Here is a 21,342-nt window from a genome sequence, read left to right as displayed (position 1 = left end):
ATGCTGCTGCCTGGCTGCTTTCGGCGATGCATTAGTGCGGCTGCCGCCATCCCGATGCCCTCCGGTGCAAGCCGCTGCATCCGCCGACAGGGGTGGTGCGCTGGCTGAGCGGCTTCAACGTGGTCGAACAGAAAGGCCATCCGCGCGCCATCATGACTAAGCTGGCGCAAAAGGTTGGGCGCGTAGAACAGCAAAGCCGCAAGCTCGTCAGCGCAATGAGAGCGCGAAAGGGAGTCGTCGCCTTGCTGCCCGAATTGCTGCTGTGAAAGTCGGCCCCGTAGAACAAATCGAGGGATTCATAGGATGGTTGCAACTTTACTACGCAAAAGTTGCATCTTTACTACACTTCACGGCAAGCGCGTCCACTTGCGCCGTGGATCCAGTTGTCCGCGCATACCCGGCTGCATCGCCACGTGCCACTTCGGCCCTGCGCTTCTTCGCGTTTATTCGCGCCCCGGTACCCAGCATCGCTGAAGGCCACCGTCTCTTCACCTTGCAGTAGCAAGCAAGCTTGCGTCACGTCGTTGACGTTGCTTGTGCTCAGACGAGGTACTGATCCGTGTATTCACCGCAAGGGACGGTAGACATGACAGGCATGTTCCTTTGCGCCAAGGCCGCCGCGCGGCAGATGCGCGGTGGCGGCGGCGGGCGAATCGTCAACACTGCATCGATCCTGTTTCAGTGCGCCAAGCAATTTGCTCGTCACGTCCCGCAATTCCTGAGCTAATTACTAACTAGTGATTGCCTTCTCGTAGTCAGCCCCGAGCTCGCCCAATACTGAGCGTGCCGGACGCGGTGCACCGAGATGCAGGTAACGTAGTTCATCCATAAGGGCACTCCAAAGTGAAGGGCCGCCCTTTTCCAGCAGTTCCGAGCGCAAAGACGCCTCCGGATGCGTATGCCGAAGGCCCCAGACAGCCATATATGCGAGCAGAGGTACAAGCTGTATGGCCGCTTCCGTGAGGCTGTAGATGCCTTTCTGCTGATGATTCGGATCCGGAGATCGTGTCAGCAGGCCAGACGCGGTCAAGTGCTTCAGCCGGCTTGCGAGGATGTTCGAGGCGATGCCTTCCTTGTTGTGCTCCAGCAGAGCGCCATAGCTGCGCCTGTTCTCGAACATGACATCGCGGATAACGATCAGGCTCCAGCGGTCGCCCATCTGCTCAAGCGTCAAGTTGATCGGGCAGCCCGATCGTCTTGTTTGGGACAAAGTCTTCTCCTGAATTTCTACTTGCATTATGCAATTGCTGGGCATACCATGCAACCACTTGCACAATGCAAGTGCTCGTAGAGATCTTGGCAGATCGTTAGGAAACACTATGAAATTCTCAACCATCACTTCGCATGCCGTTCTCGCGGTATCGCTGGCATTCACTGGCACCTTCGTTGCAGTAGCACCGGCCCACGCTGCAGCGCCGATGCAGCACAAGCAGGTTCCGGGCTTCTATCGCGCCATGATTGGCGACTATGAAGTCACCGCGCTTCATGACGGCAGCGCCGGCATTGACTCCAGCCTCCTGCATGGCGAACCGGGACTCATCCAGTCCCTCTTGGAGCGCTCCTTTCAAAACGACCCCAAGAATGTCTCGGCAACCGTCCAAGGCTACCTGGTCAACACCGGCTCCAAGCTTGTTCTCATCGACACGGGTGCGGGCGGCCACTGGGGCCCACCTGCGCTGGGCAAGCTGGTGCAGAACTTGAAAGCCTCCGGCTACAAGCCGGAGCAAGTTGACCTGGTGCTGCTGACCCATCTTCACGCCGATCATGTTGGCGGAATCTACAAGGAAGGGAAACGTGTCTTCCCGAACGCGACCGTGATGATGAAGAAGGCCGACTCCGACTTCTGGCTGTCGAAGGAAATCATGGCCAAGGCCCCGGAAGACGCAAAGATCTTCTTCAAGGTGGCACAGGATGCAGCCGCGCCTTACATCGCTGCCGGCAAATGGAAGCCGTACGAAGGCATGGACGAAATCGTCTCCGGCATCGCACCGTATGCCATTCCCGGCCATACGCCCGGTCACACCGGCTACATGATTTCCTCAAAGGGTCAGTCGTTGCTGGTCTGGGGTGACACCGCTCACGTCCTCGCCGTCCAGATGCCGCACCCGGAAATCGGCATCGCCTTCGACTCGGACGGCGCGACGGCCATCAAAACCCGTGAAGACCTTCTGGTGAAACTCGCCGCGGACAAGACGATGATTGCCGCAGCCCACATGCCGTTCCCCGGCCTGGGCCGTATTCGAAAGGCCGACACCGGCACTGGCTACGACTGGGTACCCGCAACTTTCCTCAACCTAAAGTGAGGTGAACCATGGCCTACGATTCCTCTTCCGCCCGCAAGCTCCGCGAAGCGATGTTCGCCTTCAACATTGCGCATCCCGTAAGCACGATCGAGACGCTCCGCGTCGGCATGGAGGCAATTTCACAAGCAAACCCGCCGGCGGCTGACCTAACCGTCGAGCCGACCCAACTCGGTGGCATAGCCGCGGTGGCGATTACGGCTCCCGATGCGTCCAAAGACCGTGTCATTTTGCATTTCCACGGTGGCGGCTGGGTGGCTGGCTCTCCTGCCTCGCATCTGGGCATGCTCGGAGAGTTGTCTCGAGCGGCTAAGTCCCAGGTTATCGTCCTGGACCACTCCTGGGCGCCCGAGCACCCATTCCCTGCTTCCTACGACGAGTCCATCCGCGGCTACGAAGCAGTGCGTGCGCTTGGCAAGCCGTTTGCCGTGACCGGAGATTCCAGTGGCGGCGGCATGGCTCTCAACGTCCTTGCCTACGCATCCTCGAAGGGCCACAAGGACGCACGAGCAGCACTACTCATTAGCCCATGGGCAGACTTAACGCTGACGCTGCCCTCGCTAACGCAGTTGGCCGACCGCGACCCAATGGTCAACGCGAGCGCGATGCGGGCGATGGTCGAGGCTTACGCTGGCAACCACGATTTGAAGGATCCGCGCATCTCACCGATGTTCGCCGACATGCGCGGCTTTCCTCCACTGCTCATCCATGTCGGAAGCGACGAAGTACTTCTCGACGACGCCCTTGAAATTGACCGGAAGGTGCGCGCGGCCGGCGGCAAGTCGTACCTCGAGGTCTGGCCGGAGATGCTGCACGTCTGGCACATTCAGACAGCCTCATTGCCTCAGGCCCACGACGCGCTGCAGAGAGCCGGCGAGTTTCTCATTGGGCACCTCGAGAAGTAGCACGCACGCCCTCAACGAAGACTTAGACACCAGATTGGAGAATGCAATGACTACTGACACCAAGACACCGGCAACGGCCTGGATGGAAATCGTCAAGAAGAAAGGAACCAGCGAATTCGCGGCGTCGTTCACCGCTGACGCCAGCCTTCAGACCTCTGCCCTCAGCAAGGCCGTGGTCGGCCCGACACTCATCGGGGCGTTCTTTGCCGCGACGAGCACGATGTACGAACAATTCGTGTTCACTGCGGAGACGGTTGACGGTGCGAAGACTTACCTTGAGTGGGATGCCATCCACGGTGGCAAGCCGGTCGCCGGCACCACCATACTCACTCGGAATGAGTCTGGTCTCATCAACAACATCAAGCTCTTCCAAAGCCCGTTTCCCGTCGTTCGTGAATTCTCATCTGGCCTTAAGGGGCGACTCGAAGGAACACTCGGTCAAGACTTCTTTAGTTAAGCAGGGAAAACATCCAACTTCATCGCCTCATTTGACCTGAACAACACAACCAAGGAAGCACTCATGCCAACATTTCACGCTCACATTCCAGCTAAAAAGTTCTCTAGCGAAGAAAAGCGGGCCCTGGCGGATGCCTTGAATCTCGCTCTTCATGAAGCCATGGATGCGCCTATGGATGACCGTTTCGTCATCATCAGTGAGCACAAGGACGATGAATTCTTCATTCATCCGACCTTTCCTGCCATGGAGAGATCCGACAAGCGCATGGTCGTAACGGTGACGTTCGGTACGAGCAGGACCGTGGAGCAGAAACGCAAGCTCGCGGAGTTGGTTACCCGATACGCAGTAGAAAAGGTTGGCGTCAGCGAAGACGATATCAGCTTGATGATGTATGCCATTCCCTTGGAAAACATGAGCTTTGGAGGCGGAAAGCTGGTCTCTGATATCGACCTTTCCATGCCTTGGGTGAACAAGTAAGAAGGACGCGCCTGCCCTGTTCTTGAAGTTAGGCGCTGAATTGGCGGGAAACGGAAGTCTCGTTCGTTTCTAAGGCGTGGGACCACGAGGCTTCGATCCGAAACCATTCCCTGGACGGAACTCGCGATTGGAATGTGCCAACGCTCCGGCCCTTTGTGCAGCAGACTCACCGAGCCGGAGGCTTGGAGTCTGCAGTCCTTGCGCCCGTCCACAAAGAGTTAGAGCTATGACCGACTGGCACTTCTACGAACCGGCACGGGGGCATGCCCTGCGTCATGATCCGCTCAACGCCATCGTTGCTCCGCGACCGATTGGGTGGATCAGCACAATCTCTAGCGACGGCGTGCGCAACCTTGCGCCCTACAGCTTCTTCAACCTGTTCAGCTACAAGCCTCCGGTCGTCGGCTTTTGCTCGCTTGGTGCGAAGGACTCGCTCGCCAACGCGCGTGACACCGGCGAGTTTGTGTGGAACCTAGCTACGCGACCGCTTGTCGAGGCGATGAACGCCTCCGCGGCAATGGTGCCCGCGCACGTCGATGAGTTCGAGTTGGCCAAGCTGGAGACGCTGCCCTCCGCCAAGGTGCGGCCAGCGCGCGTTGCGGCTAGCCCGGTGCAGTTCGAGTGCGTGGTCACCCAGATCGTGCAGCTTGAGGCGCAGGGCGGCGCGGCGCTCCCGGCGTGGCTGGTGTTAGGCGAAGCAGTAGCGATCCACATTGACCGGCAGCTCATCACGAACGGCGTTTACCAGACTGCGCAGGCGCGCCCGATCCTGCGCGGCGGTGGGCCGGCCGACTACTTCGAAATCGGCGCGGGACAGCTCTTCACGCTTGAGCGACCGGGTGATTGACTTGGCGTCGAGCGAGATCGTGCACGTAGCGATTCATCGCTGGCCGCTTGATGGCGGCCGGAAATTTTCCGCGGGACTCGGTCGCCACCTGCAAGGCAAGGTCGACGCAAGTCACTTTTACGGCGTCGCCTGAAATCTTTCTACAAGGAGAAATCCCATGTTTCAACGTACCGATATCGCATTCGAAGCCGAGGGCGGCGTCACGCTGCGCGGCTGGCTCTATGTACCAGCCGGCGGCACCGGGCCCCATCCCGCCATCACCATGGCGCATGGCTACGCAGGCGTGAAGGAGCACGGCTTGGAGCGATTCGCCGAGAAATTCGCCTCAAACGGCTTTGTCGTTCTCCTGCATGACCACCGCAACTTCGGCGCCAGCGACGGCACGCCGCGCCAGGATATCGACCCATGGCGTCAGATCGCCGATTGGCGGCGCGCGATCAGCTTCCTCGAACACCAGGACGTCGTCGATCCGAAGCGCATCGGCTTGTGGGGCACGAGCTATTCCGGCGGCCACGCACTCGTGCTTGGCGCAACTGAACGCCGCTTGCGCGCAGTAGTCACGCAGGTGCCGACGATCAGCGGCTTCGAGCAAGGACTGCGCCGCATTCCGCCCGACGCCGTCGCCGCCATCGAGGAGGCCTTCTCGGCGGACGAACGCGCGCAGGCACGCGGCGAGCCGCCGCGCCGGCAGACGATCGTCAGCGCCGATCCGGCCGTCCCTGCTTCGTACCGCGCCAAGGACGCCATCGAGTTCTATCTGCAGCCCGTGCCTGACGGTGCCTGGGAGAACAGCGTCACCGTGCGCTCTACGCGTGCTGCGCGCATGTACGAACCGGGCGCGTGGATTGCGCGCGTGTCTCCCACGCCGCTGCTGATGATCGTCGCGCTCCAAGACACGATCACGCTGACCGATCTCGAGCTGGCGGCCTACGAGCGGGCCCTTGAGCCGAAGCGCCTCGTGACGATCCCGGGTGGCCACTTCGATCCGTACGTCGCAAGGTTCGATCAATCCAGTGCCGCCGCACTGGACTGGTTCAAGGAGCACCTCGCGTAACCACTTTGCAACAACGCAGGAGCCCGACATGTCTCATCTCACCCATACCATCGAGCATGGCATTGCCACGATCATTCTCGATCGCTCGCCGCAAAACCGTATCGGCGACCGGATGGTTGACGAACTGGCTGTAGCAATCAACGCGATCGAACGCAGCGACGCACGCGTCGTGCTGGTGCGCGCTGAAGGCGATAACTTCAGCTTTGGCGGCGACATCATGCCGTGGCCCGACGACACCCCCCGCCAGTTGCGTGCGCGCTTCGAGGGTTACATGGACGTCTTCAATCGATTCGAACGCCTGCCCTTGCCTGTCATCGCGGTGGTGCACGGCTTGTGCGCCGGCGGTGGTTTCGAGCTGGCGTTGCGCGCCGATGTCATCTTTGCCGCCGAAAGCGCAACGTTCTGCCATCCGGAACAGTCGCTTGCCTTAGTGACCCTGCTGGGCGGCATTTACCGCGTCGCCGAACGCGCAGGACGCGCACGTGCCATGGAATGGGCACTGACTTCCGAGCGCGTCCCCGCCGCAACGATGGAGCGCTTCGGCGTGATCAACCGCGTCGTCGCCGATGCCGGGCTGCTTGCAGAGGCGCACGCGTTCGCCGGAAAGTTCGTGCACGGCCCGACGCGCGCCCACGCCGCCCACAAGGCCTTGCTGCGGGCCTGGGCCAACGGCGGTGTCCAGGCGGCCGACGATGTGATGTTCAACGTTGCCATGCCCTTGTTCGAGACAGAGGACGTGAAGGACGGGCTTGCTTCGGCCATCAAGGCCCTGAAGGCCGGCACACCGCGCCCACCGCTCGAATTCAAGGGCCGTTGATCCGCCACGCAAGCCCTGCAAGGAGCGCACATGCAGGAGTTGCTGGAGCGGGTGGTCGAGGCGCACGGGGATTGGCGCGCTAGAAGCGGGATGAAGCGCTCAGCGCCACGATCGTGACGGGTTGCCTTGCCCCAGTACCTCACTTGATTAACAGAAGGAATTCACATGCCTCATCCATTCCCCGATTTTCGCCTTACTGGCCAGGTCACCGTCGTTACTGGTGGCGGAAGCGGTATTGGCAAGGCCCTCGCACACACGTTTGCTGGCGCAGGTGCCCGGGTCGTTGTACTAGATACAAACGGCGCGGCGGCAGAACAGGTGGCCAACGAGATAGGCTCGATGGCACAACATGCGGTTGCGGACGTGTCCAATGAAGACGCGATCGAAAGCGTCATGGAGGACGTCGCCCGCCAACACGGTCGAATCGACGTGCTATTCAACAACGCAGGTGTCAATCGGCGCAACACCTCGTTTGATTTGACGATCGCGGATTGGAATGCGGTTGTAGCAGTAAACATGACCGGCATGTTTCTTTGCGCCAGGGCCGCCGCGCGGCACATGCGCGATGGCGGTGGCGGGCGAATCGTCAACACCGCATCGATACTTGGTATTTCCGGCGGTTGGTATCCGAATATTGTCTACCAGGCTACTAAAGGCGCGGTGGTCAACATGACCCGTTCGTGGGCTGTCGAATGGGCGCCCTACAACATCCGCGTCAACGCTGTAGCGCCGAGCATTATTCGCACTCCAATGACCGAAGCGCTCACAAGTCAGCCGGATGTGGTTGCGAAGTTCGAAGCGCTGACACCGCTAGGACGACTGTGCGAACCTGCGGACATGACCGGGCCAGTATTGTTTCTTGCTACTGCCGCATCGAGCATGGTTACCGGCCACATCCTTCCCGTTGATGGCGGCGTATTGGCGCAATAACATTTGAACGGAGCCTGCCCCACCGGATCGATTATCCAGATCTGGGTGCGCAAGTTTCCTGCTCAATGTTCAACAGAATTTTCCGATTCCATCCTTAAAATTCTCATTTACTTTAACGGAGAGAGAAAAACTATGAATTACAAGGGATTTGACCTTACTGGACGAGTTGCAGTAGTGACCGGATCCACTTCTGGAATGGGCTTGGCAATTGCTCGGGGCTTGGCCCAATGCGGTGCGCAAGTCGTCGTATCAAGCCATCTCCAGTCGGACACCGACTCGGCAGCGTTGTTATTGGCAAGTGAGGGTTTCGACGTTAAGGGTATCCCCTGCGACATCACCAATCTCGACAACGTCAAGAATTTTTCTGAAGAGTCTAAGCGCGCCTTCGGTCATGTCGATATTGTCGTTTGCCATGCGGCAGGTCCGGTCCCGGTCGGGCCAATTGCCGAAACCGATATTGATCTACTGGACTCTTTGCTCCTCACAACAGTGCGAAATAACTTGGTGTTGATCCGTCAATTCTTGCCAGAGATGGCGGAACGCCGTTACGGGAGCGTTCTCATGACGTCCAGTATCGCATCGGAACGCGCCAGTCCGGCTCTTGGCGCCTATGGTGCGGCTAAGGCCGCGCTGAACGGCGTGGTACGCAGCATCGCGGCCGAATGGGGGCAATGGAACATTCGCGCCAACGCCTTGGCCCCATCGATGGTGCGCACGGCGTTCTCGCAAGTCATGTTGAGCACCCCGGACGCCGTAAAAGCGATGGCCGCCAAATCCCCCTCTAACCGCATCGCCGAACCAGACGACATCGTTGGCGCCGCGATTTTGTTGGCGTCGCCAGCCGGATCGTACATATCTGGCCAGACCCTGCTCATCGACGGGGGGCGCTCAATTATTTAAGCCGTACCACGGCGCGATATACGCTGCAATTAAACGAAAAAATACGGAGACAACAATGTCGGATAAGAAAAAAATTAATGTCGTTTCGTTTATTGATGAGCGCCCGGTTGGGCGCTATCAGATATTCATTATTATTTTGGTTTTTCTGGTCGTTGCATTTGATGGAATGGATGTCGCGATCATGGGCTTCGCTGCACCGGAAATCATTCGCACCTGGGGCATTACAAAGTCGCAAATGGGCTCAATCTTGGGGGCGGTCTTCTTCGGCGTAGCAGTCGGCGCCCTCATTGCAGGCCCAATCGGCGACCGCTACGGTCGCAAGCTCATTTTGACCGCCAGCGTGTTCTGGTTCGGGGTGCTGACTCTGGTTTCCTCTCAGGCGCCAGACGTCAATACGTTGATCACCTTGCGGATCTTGACAGGCCTCGGCCTCGGCGCGGCATTGCCGAATGCTGTTACGCTCATTTCCGAGTATGTACCCGTGAGGAAACGTTCGTTAATCGTAACGATCGTCTACAGCGGCTTTACTGGCGGGGCTGCCGTTGCCGGCCTGATTGCGGCGTGGCTACTCCAGGTGTTTGGATGGCGCGTCATGATCGCAATCGGCGGGCTACTCCCGATCGTATTGGCCCTTATCCTAGCTATTTGGCTGCCTGAATCGGTGGCATTTCTCACGCTTAAAGGAAAGCGCCTTGCTGCCATTCCTAAAATTCTCCGCAAAATCGACAGAGGCTCCAGCGTCCTCTCGGATGCCACGTTTTGGATTCCAACGCCCGTTGATCAATCAAAGGGATCTGTCGCCATCTTGTTCACAAAAGCCTATGCCATGGGGACATTTTTGTTGTGCGTCGCGTATTTCATGGGCGTGTGCGCCACGTACGTAATGGTCAACTGGCTGCCAGTCATTGCCAAGGACGCCGGTTTCACCCTCGGGCAGGGCGTGGTCATTACGACCCTGATCACGCTCGGCGGTCCGATTGGATCGATTTGTATCGGTGCGATCATGGATCGCGTACGTCCGCACTGGGTACTGGTACCGACGTTTCTGATCGCTGGCGCATTCCTCGCCTCCCTCAGCGTCGCACCAAGAAATTTTGGTGCCTTGTGCGTATTGATGTTTGCCTTGGGGTGCTTCTTCCACGGATCAATGACTGGCTTGCAGGCGCTCTCGGCCATGTCATTCCCAACAGCGGCTCGCTCGACAGGGATCAGCTGGATGCATGGCTTCGGCCGCTTGGGCGCTATTGCCAGCGGCTTTATCGGCGCAACCATGATGGGCTGGGGATGGGGACTCGGACAGATTTTCCTGGCGCTGGCGGTGCCGATGGTCGTAGCAGCCTGCGCCGTCGCCGTTTTGGGCATGCGCAATGAGCGTACGCGTATTGAGCATAGTGAAATAGGTAGCTCACAGGCACTCAGTTTGCGAACCTGACCCTCGAATGGTCCTTCTGGTCCTTCTGGTCGTTCGGGATGGTTGGGTAGTCTTATTACGACCAGCGGCTCGTGCAGTATGGCGATGCGGCCGTACGAGCAGCACGACATCAGCATCGGAAGACGGCCGGCCGTCTGGTCGAAAAATATCGGCGCTGACGCGTTGAGGTCGACATGGGCAGCGTTGCCAGTCGACGTAGCACGGCCGCGCGGGCCGAGGGGTGGTGTCGCCTTCGTGACCATTCCGTCGTGCGTGGGGATCTCGACATCCCAATCGCGATGATCACCGGGTGGCTCATACAGCCATTGACCTACATGCACCAAAAGTTGTCCACGATCGACGCGGCACTGCACTTCGTCGCGCAGAACCCGCATTAGCGCTCGGCGCTGGGTTCGCTGGTCCGGCGGAACCCAGCAGTCTCGCAGGCCAGATGCTGATGGCTCGACAGAATGCGCGTGCGTATACAGCGATCGCAGCGACGCAAGGTAGGGAACCTCGATGTCGAGTCCGCACCGAGGTGACGCAGTAGGGTAACAGGGAGGACCCAAAGTGTGTTCAGCGGCCGCCCGCTTATGCACACGACGCAGATATGCAGCGCCAAGCCAAGCTTCATCGACCCGCCCACGCCGGCGAACAATCAGGCCCCTCTCGGCACCTGACTGCGGCCATTGCCGCCACGGCACCATGCTGAATCCCATGCTGTCATCGAGCATCGCGTATCGGCCGCTGGCGAGCATGACGGAACGTCGGTAGATGCCGGCCACGCGCTGCCCGTCCGCCATCGGGCGATGCTCCAAGCCGGTTTCGGCGGCGATGTCCTTGGCGGCTTGCGCTAGCTCCCGATTGCGCCGCGTGCCTAGCAGGTTGCGCGCCAGGATCACGCGCTGCCCGCGCCGCTGCGCCAGCCCCAGTTCTTCGAGGAAGTCGGCGCGCTGCTGCATGGCCTGCTTGGCATCGCCGCCAAAGCCCAGGTCGCCAAGTCCTCGGCCGCGGCAAATTAGTTGCTGGTCAAGCCAAGTCGCGCCGATGACGCGGGCCTGCCGCTCGATTGGCAGGTGCGATTTCAGCTCTACGGCCACGCCGCCCAGGCGCTGCGCATCGTACCGGCGGCCACGCTCGGCCAGGTCGTCCGGCACCTTCCATAGCCCTTCGGAAATGCGCGCCACGATGCCGGCCCGACGCAGTGCCTCTAGCCGCCGAACGTGAGCGGCGACGACTTCCTGCGGGTCGCGTCTCTCCTTGGCCCGGCCCTGTTCGATGGCCAGGTGGTGATCGGCGCGGTTGTTGAGGAACAGGAATCGTGCGAGCGATGTACACAATGTGTAAAACCAATCACATTGCCAAAACACTTTGATTTCTAAGCGAATTCGTTCCGTAAGTACGCTTTTCGACAGTTGCTGAAAGGCAACGTCAAGGCCATGGATGCTCAGCATTCGTGAGACTACGTCGAACTCGCCAAAATCGCAGTTGCTTCGCAAAGCTTGCGCAACGTCCGACAGGAACGTTGGTTCGCATTGAAAAGCTACAGTCGCATGAATGCTGAGCGTGAAAAGGCTACGCTAGCATGAATGATGAGCGCGGCTCGCACGAATGACGATCTTCAACACCAGCTCATCCGGTGCGCACTGTGCAATCAACCCGGTTTCCCAGGCCAGGTAGGCACGCGCGGCATCCTTGTTGCCCTCGTGCCGGTCGTGCACGAAAAACAGGTAGTCGATACGCGCTTCCGGCGGCAGCCCGAATGGCTTGGCCGCTTCGGGCAGCCCTGCTGCCCGCCAGGTGCGTGGGTGGCGCCGAGGCGCTCGAGGGTGACGGGCAGGCGCGGGCGGATCGACCAGGCCGCGCCTTCGGCATGGCCGCGCGCGTATTCGGCGCTGTCGCGCAGGTCGATGCGCAGCACGTCGGGCGCCTCGGCGTGCAGCGCGCGCAGCAGGTTGGCGTCGAGCACCGGCAGGGCGTGGGCGGGCAGGGTGCGCGGCGGCGCGGGTGCCTTGATGGCGGCATTGACGCCGTGCGCGAGCACAGCGCTCTCATAGCCCAGCTGGTAAAGCCAGCTGGCCACCACCGGTGCGCGCACGCCGTCGTCGTCGAACACGATCACGCGGCTGCCGCGCACGCCGATGTACTGGTCGGTGGCCTGCACCAGCTGGCCGCCGGGTGCGTGCCGCGCGCCGTCGATCGAGCCTTGCGCGAATTCCTCGGCGGTGCGGATATCCAGCAGGTAGGTGGTGCGGCTCTCGTCGTCCAGCCACTGCTGCGCCTGCGTGGCCGACAGCGCGGGCAAGCCGGCGCGCTGCAGCAGCCGGGCCGAGCGAGCGCGCGCCTCGGCCAGCTCGCTGGCCGGCGGGCCGCCGGGTAGCGGCGCTGGCTGCCGTGCTCGAGCGCGTGGCCGGCCAGGTACCAGCCCTGCGTGCCGTTCTCCAGCGCCAGCACGGGATTGGGCAGGCCAAGGTTGCGCAGCGTCTGCGCGCCGATGATGCTGCGCGTGCGCCCGGCGCAGTGCACCACCACGGTGGTCTGCGCATCCGGCAGCAGCGTCGCCAGGCGCAGGGCCAGCTCGCCGTTGGGCAGGCTGTGCGCGCAGGGGATGGTCATCTTCTGGTGTTCTTCGAAGGTGCGGCCGTCCACCAGCAGCAGCGGCTCGCCGCTGTCGCGGCGCGCCACCAGTTCCGCGGCGCTCAGGCGCGGCGTTTCCTGCAGGTGTTCCACCAGTTCGCCAAACGTCTTGGACGGCACGTTGACGCCCTTGAACAACGTGAAGCCGGCCGCGGCCCAGGCCGGAGCGCCGCCGACCAGCAGCGTGACGTCCCGGTAGGCCTGTTCCGCCAGCCGCCGCGCCGCGCGCTCGGCCACGCCGTCGCCGTCGTCGAGCAGCACGATGCGCTCGGCCAGGCGCGGCGCCAGGCGGGACACGTCCAGCTCCAGCCGGCTGTAGGGCAGCGGCACGGCGAAGAAGGGATGGCCCTCGCCATACTGGCCGTGCTCGCGCACGTCGAACAGCGCCAGCGGCTGGCCGTCGTTAAGCCAGCCGCGCAAGGCGACGGCGTCGATGGATCGGGTCATGGCGTGCTCCGCGTGAACAAGGAATGGGGCTGTCGTCTTGGCCGCAATGTCAGGCTGCTGCTTTCTCACTGCGGTTCATCTGGGTGGCGTTGTAGTTGACGATGCGCCCGGTTTCCGGCTCGATGCCGATGCGCCCCGTCAGGGTTTCGAGCGGGCGGCCGTAGAGGTGGAAGTGCAGCGTGGGGGCGTCGCCCACCACGTGGATGCTATGGATGTCCTGCGCCAGGAAGCTGATCGGCGTGCCCGGGCGCACCACCAGTTCGCGCTCCAGTTCGATGCTGGCCTGCCCGGGGCTGCCGCCGTCGTCGGTGCGGCGGTAGACGCGGTTGAGCTCATCGCCTTGCACGGCCACGATCACGGCCCACGTGTCGTGGTTATGCGGGATCGTCTTCTTGCCCGGCACAATCGCGTTGAGGTAGAGCGCCGGCAGCTGGCCCTCCTCGCTCAGGCGGTAGCGGGTGGAGGTGGTGGTGCCGTCGCTGGGCGGCGGGAAGTCCGCAAAGCTGAACAGGTCCTTGCGGCTGGCCAGGTTCTGCAGTACCGCGGCGACCTGTGCCAGCGTGGCGCGGTCGATGTCGCGCTGCGCGGTCAGCGCGCGGACTTCGGCAAGGGTGGTGGCAATGGCGGCATTGCGCTGGCTCTGAGTCGTCATGGGGGAATCCTTGGTCGGTGCGAAGCCGCGGCGGATGGCGGCAGGGCTCCACTCTAAGGAATGTGCGGCTGCGCAAGAACGAACAATATCGACGATGCATATGCGAAGCCGTGCCGGCGGGCGAAGCGCGCCCGTGCGCGGCGGCCAGGGCATAACGATCTGCGATCTGATTCGTTAGCCGGCGGCGCAACTTCTCTTAGGCTCTAGTGCCTGTGCGCAGGCCAGCCATTCAGCCATTGTCCGCGCAAGACTCGCACTCTCCCCCCATTATCGAGATTTCCCCGCCATGACCATTACCGACCTGACCCAGACCCTTGCCGATGACGCGGCCGCCGGCGACGTAAGCGATGCCCGCGCCGCCGCCGTCGCGGCCTTTATCGCCCACGCCCGCGAGATCGCGGCCACCTACACCGCCGACAGGGCGCCGCTGGCCGCGCTGGCCGACGAGCTGGTGGCGCTGGCCGGCCAGGCGCACCTGTTCCCGCCTGAACACTTCCCCGTGGACGCGGCCCGGCCAGCCGCCATCTACCGGCTGGCCGAAGATCCGGACGGCGGCTTCGCGCTGTTCGCATCCGCCGGCCTGCCCGGCAAGGCGCAGCCGCCGCACGACCACACCACCTGGGCAGTGATCGCCGGAGTGCGCGGCGTGGAGCGCAATGTCATCTTTCACCGCAGCCAGGGCAGCAAGCCCGGCCAGGACACGCTGGAGCCGCTGCGCCAGCTCGATGTGCGGGCGGGCAATGCCATTACGCTGTCGCCCACCGATGTGCATACCATCGAGCTGATCGGCGACACGCCCGGGCTGCACCTGCACTTCTACGGCCTCACGCTGACCCGCCTCGCCGGCCGCGTGAAGTTCGACCCCGCGCCCGAGGGGGGCACGCAATACAGCTACCGCACCTTTGCCGCGCCTGCGCTGATCCGCCATCCGCTGGTGAGCCCGGCCGCGCTTAAGCGCGCCATTGCCCAGGGGGAGGAGCTCGCGGTGCTGGACGCGCGGGAAGAGGGCGCATTCGCGCGTGAACACCTGTTGTTCGCGGTGCCCGCGCCGCTGGGCCGGCTCGAGACCACCATCGACCGCCTGGTACCGCGCCGGGCCACGCGCATCGTGGTAACGGACCTGGCGGAAGACATCGCCCATGCGGCCGCGGCCAAGCTGCTGCGTTTCGGCTACACGAACGTCTCCGTGCTGGAAGGCGGCACGCGCGCCTGGCAGGCGGCGGGTTATGAGGTATTCAGCGGCACCAACGTGCCCAGCAAAGCCTTCGGCGAGGTGATCGAGCACGAGCTGCACACGCCGTGGATCACCGCCGAGGCGCTCAAGCTGCACCAGACGCGTGGCGACAACGTGGTGGTGGTGGACAGCCGCCCCTTCACGGAATTCCAGAACATGAGCATCCCCGGCGCGGTGGACTGCCCGGGGGCTGAGCTGGTCTACCGCATCGGCGAGATCGCACCCGATCCCGAGACGCTGGTGGTGGTCAATTGCGCCGGCCGCACGCGCAGCATCGTGGGCGCGCAGACGCTGATCAACGCCGGCATTCCCAATCGCGTGGTGTCGCTCAAGGACGGCACCATGGCATGGCTGCTGGCCGGCTACCAGCTCGACCACGGCCAGACCCGCTGCGCGCCACAGCCCGACGAAGCCGCCCAGGCCGCGGCGCGTGAACGGGCTGCCCGCGTGGCGCAGCGCGCTGGCGTGCAACATATCGATGCGGCGCAGCTAGCCGCTTTCGCGCAGCAGGCGGATGACCGCACGCTGTACCGCTTCGACGTCCGCTCGCCCGAGGAATACGCCGCAGGCCACCTGCCGGGCTGGCGTAGCGCCCCCGGTGGCCAGCTGGTGCAGGCCACCGACGCCTACGCCGGCACCCGTCGCGCCCGCATCGTGCTGGCTGACTGGGATGGCGTGCGCGCACAGATCACGGCGGCCTGGCTGGCCCAGTTCAGCGGCCACGAGGTCTACCTGTTCCGCCCGGCACCGCTGGCACCGCGCGAATCCGGCCCAGAGCCCGTGCGCGTGCTGCGCGCCTCCGAGGCCGAAGCGCCGTGGATCGAAGCCGCATCGCTGTTCGCGCTGCAAGCGCAGGGCGGGGCAACGGTGGTGGACGTGGATAGCAGCCTGGCATTCCGACGCGGCCACCTGCCCGGCGCATGGTTCGCCACGCCAGAAAAGGTCGCGCTGGTGCTGGAGCACGCCAGTGCCGACGACATCATCGTGGTGACGTCATCCGACGGCGTGCTGGCGCAAGCGGTAGCGGCCGAGCTGCGCCGCACCAGCCAGCGCGACGTACGCGCACTGCTCGGCGGCAACGCACGCTGGCAAGCGCTTGGCCTGCCAACGGAAACCGGCGAGGCCGGCACGCCCGCCGCAGCGCGCATCCTGACCGGCGACGAAGACGCGTGGTACAGCGCCTACGCCTACGAGGATGAAGACCGCCGGAAGTCCGAGATGCACGCCTACCTGAACTGGGAAATCGGCCTGGTCGACCAACTCGAGCGCGACGGTGATTTGCCGGTGCGGCTGGTGGACTACAGGCAGCAGTAAGCGCAAAGGCATCGCATCGGCCAGCCCCCGCCCTCTCCCCCGTCCCCTCTCCCGCAAGCGGGAGAGGGGAGCCAACCAGCGGCAAGATCAACCAACTGTGGTAGCCGTGTGAGGCGCCCGAAGGGCGGGCCACACCCCAACGCGATGCGAAGCGAGCCGTGTAGGTGTACCAGGCCGTATGGGGCGCCTCGTCGGCAGGCAAAAAGAGCGGAAAAGAGGGACCCATGTCTGAGTATCGCCGTAAGGCGATGCGAGTTTGGGTCCCGGCCGCTCTTTTTGCCTGCCGACGAGGGGGTGTCGCCCCATCCGGCGCGCCTTCTTTGCCTACTTTCTTGGCAAGACAAGAAAGTAGGTCGCCGCCCCGCAGGGGTGGTGAAACGGCAGTTGCTTTTGACTTTGACGTTAAGCAGCCGCAGCGCAGCCGCAGCAAAACCCCACCCAAAAACCATCACCTCAACGACATCCCCGAAGCCAAAATCACCGAAGCATACCTAGGCAAATCCCGAGCCAAAGCAGCATCCAGCTCCTGTGCCGAAGACCCCACCACAACATACCCCGCATCCTCCAACTGCCCCCGCGTAGCCGGCACATCAAGCACTGCAGCGACATCGCGGCTAATGCGATCCACCACATCAGCCGGCGTAGCCGCAGGCGCAAGCAGCCCCTGCCAGCTTTCCACCGCGAAACCCGCAGCACCTGCCTGCGCCATGGTCGGCACCTGTGGCAGCGCCTTCGAGCGATAAGGCGTTGTCACCGCCAGCGCGGTCAGCCGGCCGGAGCGCACGTAGTCGGTCACCGCCGCGAGCGTGATCAGCGTTGCGTCGATATGCCCGCCAAGCAGGTCGACCGTGGCGGGCGCGCCCCCGGCGTAGGGAATGTAGTTGACCTTGATGCCGGTCTGGCGCGATAGCATTTCATGGGCCACGTGGGCAATGCCGCCATTGCCTGGCAGGCCAAGCGTGACTTCGCCAGGCCTCTTGCGTGCCAGCGCGATGTAGTCCTGCAGGCTGCGCACGCCAAGATCCGGCCTGGCGACCAGGATCTGAGGATTCACCACGGCCTTGCTGACACCGCGAAACGCGCGGCTCGCATCGTACGGCAGTGTCTTGAACAGCGAGGCGTTCAGCGTCACGCCTTCGCCACCCAGCAGCAAGGTGTAGCCGTCGGGCTTGGCCCGCGCCACCTGCGCGGCACCCAGGGTGCCGCTGGCGCCCACCACGTTCTCCACCACCACGGGCTGGCCCCATTTCTCGCTGAGCTTGAGCGCCAGCGTACGCGCGAGCTTGTCGGCGCTGCCGCCGGGCGCCACCGGCACCACGATGCGCACGGGACGCGCGGGGAAGGCCTGCGGGGCCGGCGTGGCGTCGCCGTGAAAGGGTACGCCAGCGGGTACGCCAGCGATGGCAGCCGCGGCAGCGGCGACGGGCAGGCAGAGAAGGGAGCGGAGCAGGGCGCGACGTTGCATGATGGGTTTGCCTGAGGCGAATCGAGCGCAAAGCTTAGAAAGCGTGGCCCCCGCGGCCAACGAATCTTTCCGCGCATGGATATGCGGCCGCACTGTGCTGCCACGGGCAACGGAATGCGCATAACGATTGGCTCTTTTATTCGTTCCGCGCCCGTCGGCGCTTGCGTACAGTTTGCCGGCTGCATTGCACCAACCATGACTTAGACAACCACGACGTAGCCAACAAAAACTCGAACACACCATGACCCGCACTCTTTCGCTGCGCTCCCCGCGTCCTCTCGTCTTTGCTGCCGCCTTGCTGGCCGGCACTTTCCTTGCCGGCGCCGCGCAGGCCGACGCCACGCTCGACAAGATCCGCCAGCGCGGCAAGATCGTGATCGGCATCATGCTGTCCGGCAGCGCCTTCGGCTCGATCGATCCCGCCACGCAGAAGCCTGTCGGCTTCAATGCGGACCTCGCGCAGGACCTGGCCAGGCAGCTCAACGTGGAGCTGGAAACGGTGCAGGTGCAGCCGTCCAATCGCGTGCAGTTCCTGCAGCAGGGCAAGGTCGACGTGCTGATCGCGGCGATGGAATACAACGCCGAGCGCGGTGAGCAGTTGGGCCACGTGCCTACGCCTTACTATCGCGTGGGCGGCGCGGTGATTGTGCCCAGGCAAAGCGATATCCGCCGCTGGGAAGACTTGAAGGGCAAGACGGTGTGCATCTCGCAGGGCAGCAGCTATACGCGCCCGGTGCAGGTGGAATACGGCGCCATCCCGAAGGGCTTCAAGGGCTCGGCGGAATCGCTGCTGGCGCTGCGCGGTGACAACTGCGCCGGCGCCGTGCACGACAACACGCTGCTGCAGCCGCTGGTGCGGGGCAACCCGGAATGGCAGAACTACCGCATCGTGCTGCCTGAACTCAATCCCGCGCCGACCGTGATCTGGACCCGCAAGGGCGAGCAGGACACCATTTCTGCGGTGGACCGCATCGTGCAGGACTGGCATCGCAGCGGCTGGCTGGTTGCCACCGAGAAGAAGGCCGGCATCCTGCCGCCGTCGCCGGCGCTGACCGAGCTGCATGACAAGTTCAAGGGCGGCCGTTCCTGATGGAAGCAGCGATTGCCTGGTGGATCGATGCGGCGCACCGCATCGGCCTGAACTACGCGTTCCTCGCCGATGCCTATGACCGCGCCTCCTTCGTGCATGGCGCCTGGGTAACCATCGAGCTGGTGCTTTGCACCCTTGCCGGCAGCCTGGTCGCCGGCGTGGGAATGGCGGCGGCGCTGACCTCGCGCAACGCGCTGCTGGCCGGTGCCACGCGCGCGTTTGTGGAAGTCACCCGCAACACGCCAACCCTGGTGCAGCTCTACTGCGCCTTCCTGGTCCTCAACATGCTGATCACCCATGCCTTGCAGGACGCGCAGCGGACCAATCCGCTCACGCCGTTCCTGTGGGTGGTGGTGGTGCTGTCGCTGCACAAGGGCGTGTTTCATGCCGAAGCCTTGCGCGCTGGCATCGAGGCGGTGCCCAAGGTCACGCTGGAGGCGGCGGCGTCGCTGGGCTTTGATCGCCGCACGCTGCTCTGGCGCGTGCAGTTGCCGCTGGCGGTGCGCTTCGCGCTGCCTGCCCTGGTCAACAATTCCGTGGAGCTGGTCAAGGCCACGGCGGTGGCGTCCGCGATTGCGGTGGGCGATATCACCTACGCCTCCATCATGATCTGGACCCAGCGCGACAACGTGCTGGAACTGATGGTGCTGTTGCTGTTGTTCTTCGGCCTGCTGACCTGGGTGGTCAGCCAGGCGGGCAACTGGCTGGAACTTCGACTAAGGATGCCCGGCTATGGCGAGCGCTGATTCCACTTTTCCCGCCGCGCCCGCAACGTCGCGCGCCGGCCGTGCCGGTCGCGCCGGTCGCTATGCGGGGTGGCTGTGGCTGCTGCCGCTGGTGGCGGTGGCGCTCGCGGCGACCCGCCATCCGGACCTGGCCCGCGCGCTGGCCAGCGCCTGGCAATGGTCGCCGGCGCTGGTGCGCGGTTTCCTGGTCAATATCGGCGTGAGCCTGCTGGCGATCTTGCTGGGCACAGCCGGCGGGCTGCTGGTCGGCGCGTTGCGGCTGTCGCCGGTGGCGCTGCTGTCGCGCCCGGCACATCTGTACGTGCAGGTGTTCCGTAATGCGCCCTGGCTGGTGCTGATCTACTTCTCCACCTACGTCTTCCCGTTCGAGGTGAGTATCGGCAGCCATATCGTGCCGTTCCCCGACTGGCTCAAGGTGGTGGTGGGGCTGGCGCTGCCGGCCAGCGCCAATGTGGCCGAGGTGCTGCGCGGCGCGGTGCAGTCGATCCCGCTCACGCAGTGGGAGGCGGCCAGCTCGATGGCGTTCTCGCGCTGGCAGATCCTGCGGCTGATCATCGTTGCGCAGTGCGTGCGCCGCATGCTGCCGCCGTGGATGAACCTGTACGCCACGCTCACCATGGGCACCGCGCTGGCCTCGCTGGTGGGCGTGCACGATCTGCTCGATACCGCGCAGATCGCCAGCAATACCGTCAACCAGACCGCCTTTACCGTGCTGATCTATTTCACCGTGCTGGCGATGTTCTTTGCCTGGTGCTACCCGATTTCGCGTTTCACCCGTTTCCTGGAACAAAAATATGCTGTTGCCTGAACATAACGGCGGACCCGTATTGTCCGTGGCCACCGAGGCTGCCGCGCCGCTGGTTGCGCTCAAGGACGTGCACCTTGCCTTTGGCGGCAACCCGGTGCTCAAGGGCATCGACCTGGAAGTGCGGCGCGGGCAGGCGGTGTCCATCATCGGCCCGTCCGGCTCGGGCAAGTCCACCATCCTGCGTTGCCTTACCGGCCTGCTGGAGCCGCAGCAGGGCACGGTGACGGTCGGCGGCGTTTCCGTGCGCGAGCTGCGCAGCGAGGCCGAGCGCATTGCGCTGCGCAAGCGCGTGGGTTTCGTCTTCCAGCAGTACAACCTGTTTCCGCACCTGACCGTGCTGCAGAACCTCACCATCGCGCCGTTGCGCGTGCTGGGGCGTGGCCGCACCCAGGCTGAGGCCACCGCCATCGCGTTGCTGCGCAAGGTGCGCCTGGCCGACAAGGCAGGCGCGTATCCGGGCGAGCTGTCCGGCGGCCAGCAGCAGCGCGTCGCGATCGCCCGCGCGCTGGCCATGGAGCCCGAGCTGATCCTGTTCGACGAGGTGACCTCCGCGCTGGACCCGGAGACGGTGGGCGAGGTGCTGACCGTGATCGGCGACCTGGTCGAGGAGGGGCTGACCTGCCTGCTGGTGACGCACGAGATGCGCTTTGCCCACGACATCAGCGATGAGGTCTACTTCACCGAAGGCGGGCGCATTGTCGAGCATGGCCCGGCCAGCCGCATTTTCAGCGCGCCGCGCAGCGAGCGCACGCGTGCCTTTCTCAACCGCTCGCTTGGCGCGGCCCCGCGCGCGCAGGCCGATCCCTTTGTCTTCTCCTTCGACAAGCTGCGTTTCGCCGTCTGAGCGCGGC

At 63.4% G+C, this 21,342-nt stretch carries 19 protein-coding genes and 3 pseudogenes; 16 read left to right on the top strand and 6 right to left on the bottom strand.

Annotation, left to right across the window (positions count from 1 at the left end; translation table 11 throughout):
- The first annotated feature begins 92 nt into the window (after nt 1-92).
- Nucleotides 93-266: a hypothetical protein gene (locus RR42_RS40580; RefSeq protein ID WP_158408328.1), complete on the top strand. Its 174-nt coding sequence runs from the start codon at nt 93-95 to the stop codon at nt 264-266.
- Nucleotides 267-353: 87 nt separating this feature from the next.
- On the opposite strand, the pseudogene RR42_RS41320 reads toward RR42_RS40580, so the two are convergent.
- Nucleotides 354-541, bottom strand: a pseudogene (locus tag RR42_RS41320) (IS5/IS1182 family transposase); the annotation flags it as partial.
- Between the two features lie 189 nt (nt 542-730).
- Complete coding sequence (locus tag RR42_RS31710) at nt 731-1,237, bottom strand: winged helix-turn-helix transcriptional regulator (protein WP_043355827.1); 507 nt, start codon at nt 1,235-1,237, stop codon at nt 731-733.
- A gap of 82 nt (nt 1,238-1,319) precedes the next feature.
- Between RR42_RS31710 and RR42_RS31705 the strand changes: the two genes are divergently transcribed.
- The 10 genes from RR42_RS31705 (at nt 1,320) to RR42_RS31660 (ending at nt 10,119) form a co-directional block, all read left to right on the top strand.
- Complete coding sequence (locus tag RR42_RS31705) at nt 1,320-2,303, top strand: MBL fold metallo-hydrolase (RefSeq protein WP_043355826.1); 984 nt, start codon at nt 1,320-1,322, stop codon at nt 2,301-2,303.
- An 8-nt stretch (nt 2,304-2,311) separates the two neighbouring features.
- Nucleotides 2,312-3,205: an alpha/beta hydrolase gene (locus RR42_RS31700; RefSeq protein WP_043355825.1), complete on the top strand. Its 894-nt coding sequence runs from the start codon at nt 2,312-2,314 to the stop codon at nt 3,203-3,205.
- A 46-nt stretch (nt 3,206-3,251) separates the two neighbouring features.
- A complete protein-coding gene (locus RR42_RS31695; RefSeq protein WP_043355824.1) occupies nt 3,252-3,662 on the top strand; it encodes a hypothetical protein in 411 nt (136 codons plus the stop codon).
- A gap of 63 nt (nt 3,663-3,725) precedes the next feature.
- A complete protein-coding gene (locus RR42_RS31690) occupies nt 3,726-4,139 on the top strand; it encodes a tautomerase family protein (protein ID WP_043355823.1) in 414 nt (137 codons plus the stop codon).
- A 226-nt stretch (nt 4,140-4,365) separates the two neighbouring features.
- Nucleotides 4,366-4,986 carry a flavin reductase family protein gene (locus RR42_RS31685; RefSeq protein ID WP_043355822.1) on the top strand — a complete coding sequence of 207 codons (621 nt, stop codon included), beginning with the start codon at nt 4,366-4,368 and terminating at the stop codon, nt 4,984-4,986.
- A gap of 157 nt (nt 4,987-5,143) precedes the next feature.
- Nucleotides 5,144-6,040, top strand: coding sequence for an alpha/beta hydrolase (locus tag RR42_RS31680; RefSeq protein ID WP_011295809.1), 897 nt, complete (start codon nt 5,144-5,146; stop codon nt 6,038-6,040).
- A gap of 28 nt (nt 6,041-6,068) precedes the next feature.
- Nucleotides 6,069-6,857 (top strand): enoyl-CoA hydratase/isomerase family protein, encoded by a 789-nt coding sequence (locus RR42_RS31675; RefSeq protein WP_043355821.1) that lies wholly within the window; start codon nt 6,069-6,071, stop codon nt 6,855-6,857.
- A 165-nt stretch (nt 6,858-7,022) separates the two neighbouring features.
- On the top strand, nt 7,023-7,787 hold the full coding sequence (locus RR42_RS31670; protein WP_043355820.1) for an SDR family NAD(P)-dependent oxidoreductase: 765 nt from the start codon (nt 7,023-7,025) through the stop codon (nt 7,785-7,787).
- A gap of 3 nt (nt 7,788-7,790) precedes the next feature.
- Nucleotides 7,791-8,687: an SDR family NAD(P)-dependent oxidoreductase gene (locus RR42_RS31665; protein WP_236702089.1), complete on the top strand. Its 897-nt coding sequence runs from the start codon at nt 7,791-7,793 to the stop codon at nt 8,685-8,687.
- A 55-nt stretch (nt 8,688-8,742) separates the two neighbouring features.
- Nucleotides 8,743-10,119, top strand: coding sequence for an MFS transporter (locus RR42_RS31660; protein ID WP_043355818.1), 1,377 nt, complete (start codon nt 8,743-8,745; stop codon nt 10,117-10,119).
- Nucleotides 10,120-10,790: 671 nt separating this feature from the next.
- Here RR42_RS31660 and RR42_RS39085 read toward each other — a convergent pair.
- From RR42_RS39085 to RR42_RS31645, 3 genes and pseudogenes are all read right to left on the bottom strand, one after another.
- Nucleotides 10,791-11,399: pseudogene (locus tag RR42_RS39085) on the bottom strand (DUF3363 domain-containing protein); the annotation flags it as partial.
- Between the two features lie 279 nt (nt 11,400-11,678).
- Nucleotides 11,679-13,182 (bottom strand): annotated as a pseudogene (locus tag RR42_RS31650) (rhodanese-like domain-containing protein).
- Nucleotides 13,183-13,231: 49 nt separating this feature from the next.
- On the bottom strand, nt 13,232-13,834 hold the full coding sequence (locus RR42_RS31645; RefSeq protein WP_043355816.1) for a cysteine dioxygenase family protein: 603 nt from the start codon (nt 13,832-13,834) through the stop codon (nt 13,232-13,234).
- A 286-nt stretch (nt 13,835-14,120) separates the two neighbouring features.
- Here RR42_RS31645 and RR42_RS31640 point away from each other — a divergent pair, with 286 nt between their 5' ends.
- A complete protein-coding gene (locus RR42_RS31640) occupies nt 14,121-16,382 on the top strand; it encodes a rhodanese-like domain-containing protein (RefSeq protein ID WP_082055172.1) in 2,262 nt (753 codons plus the stop codon).
- Between the two features lie 448 nt (nt 16,383-16,830).
- Here RR42_RS31640 and RR42_RS31635 read toward each other — a convergent pair whose 3' ends face one another.
- Complete coding sequence (locus RR42_RS31635; protein WP_173430740.1) at nt 16,831-17,847, bottom strand: tripartite tricarboxylate transporter substrate binding protein; 1,017 nt, start codon at nt 17,845-17,847, stop codon at nt 16,831-16,833.
- 241 nt (nt 17,848-18,088) lie between these two features.
- Here RR42_RS31635 and RR42_RS31630 point away from each other — a divergent pair, with 241 nt between their 5' ends.
- From RR42_RS31630 to RR42_RS31615, 4 genes are read left to right on the top strand one after another with little or no spacing between them, the layout of a single operon-like run.
- Nucleotides 18,089-18,937 (top strand): transporter substrate-binding domain-containing protein, encoded by an 849-nt coding sequence (locus RR42_RS31630; protein WP_043355814.1) that lies wholly within the window; start codon nt 18,089-18,091, stop codon nt 18,935-18,937.
- Nucleotides 18,937-19,683, top strand: a complete 747-nt coding sequence (locus tag RR42_RS31625; RefSeq protein WP_043355812.1) for an amino acid ABC transporter permease — start codon at nt 18,937-18,939, stop codon at nt 19,681-19,683. The genes RR42_RS31630 and RR42_RS31625 overlap by 1 nt, the downstream gene beginning before the upstream one ends.
- Nucleotides 19,670-20,491 carry an amino acid ABC transporter permease gene (locus RR42_RS31620; RefSeq protein WP_082055171.1) on the top strand — a complete coding sequence of 274 codons (822 nt, stop codon included), beginning with the start codon at nt 19,670-19,672 and terminating at the stop codon, nt 20,489-20,491. Before RR42_RS31625 ends, RR42_RS31620 begins: the two co-directional genes overlap by 14 nt.
- Entirely contained in the window at nt 20,478-21,335 is an 858-nt protein-coding gene (locus tag RR42_RS31615) for an amino acid ABC transporter ATP-binding protein (RefSeq protein WP_043355810.1), read from the top strand. The genes RR42_RS31620 and RR42_RS31615 overlap by 14 nt, the downstream gene beginning before the upstream one ends.
- The last annotated feature ends 7 nt before the right edge of the window (nt 21,336-21,342 follow it).

The sequence above is a fragment of the Cupriavidus basilensis genome, from assembly GCF_000832305.1.
In the GTDB taxonomy this organism is placed as follows: Bacteria; Pseudomonadota; Gammaproteobacteria; order Burkholderiales; family Burkholderiaceae; genus Cupriavidus; species Cupriavidus basilensis_F.
The sequence above is the reverse complement of the archived record's forward strand: the minus strand, read 5'-3'. Positions and strand labels throughout refer to the sequence as shown.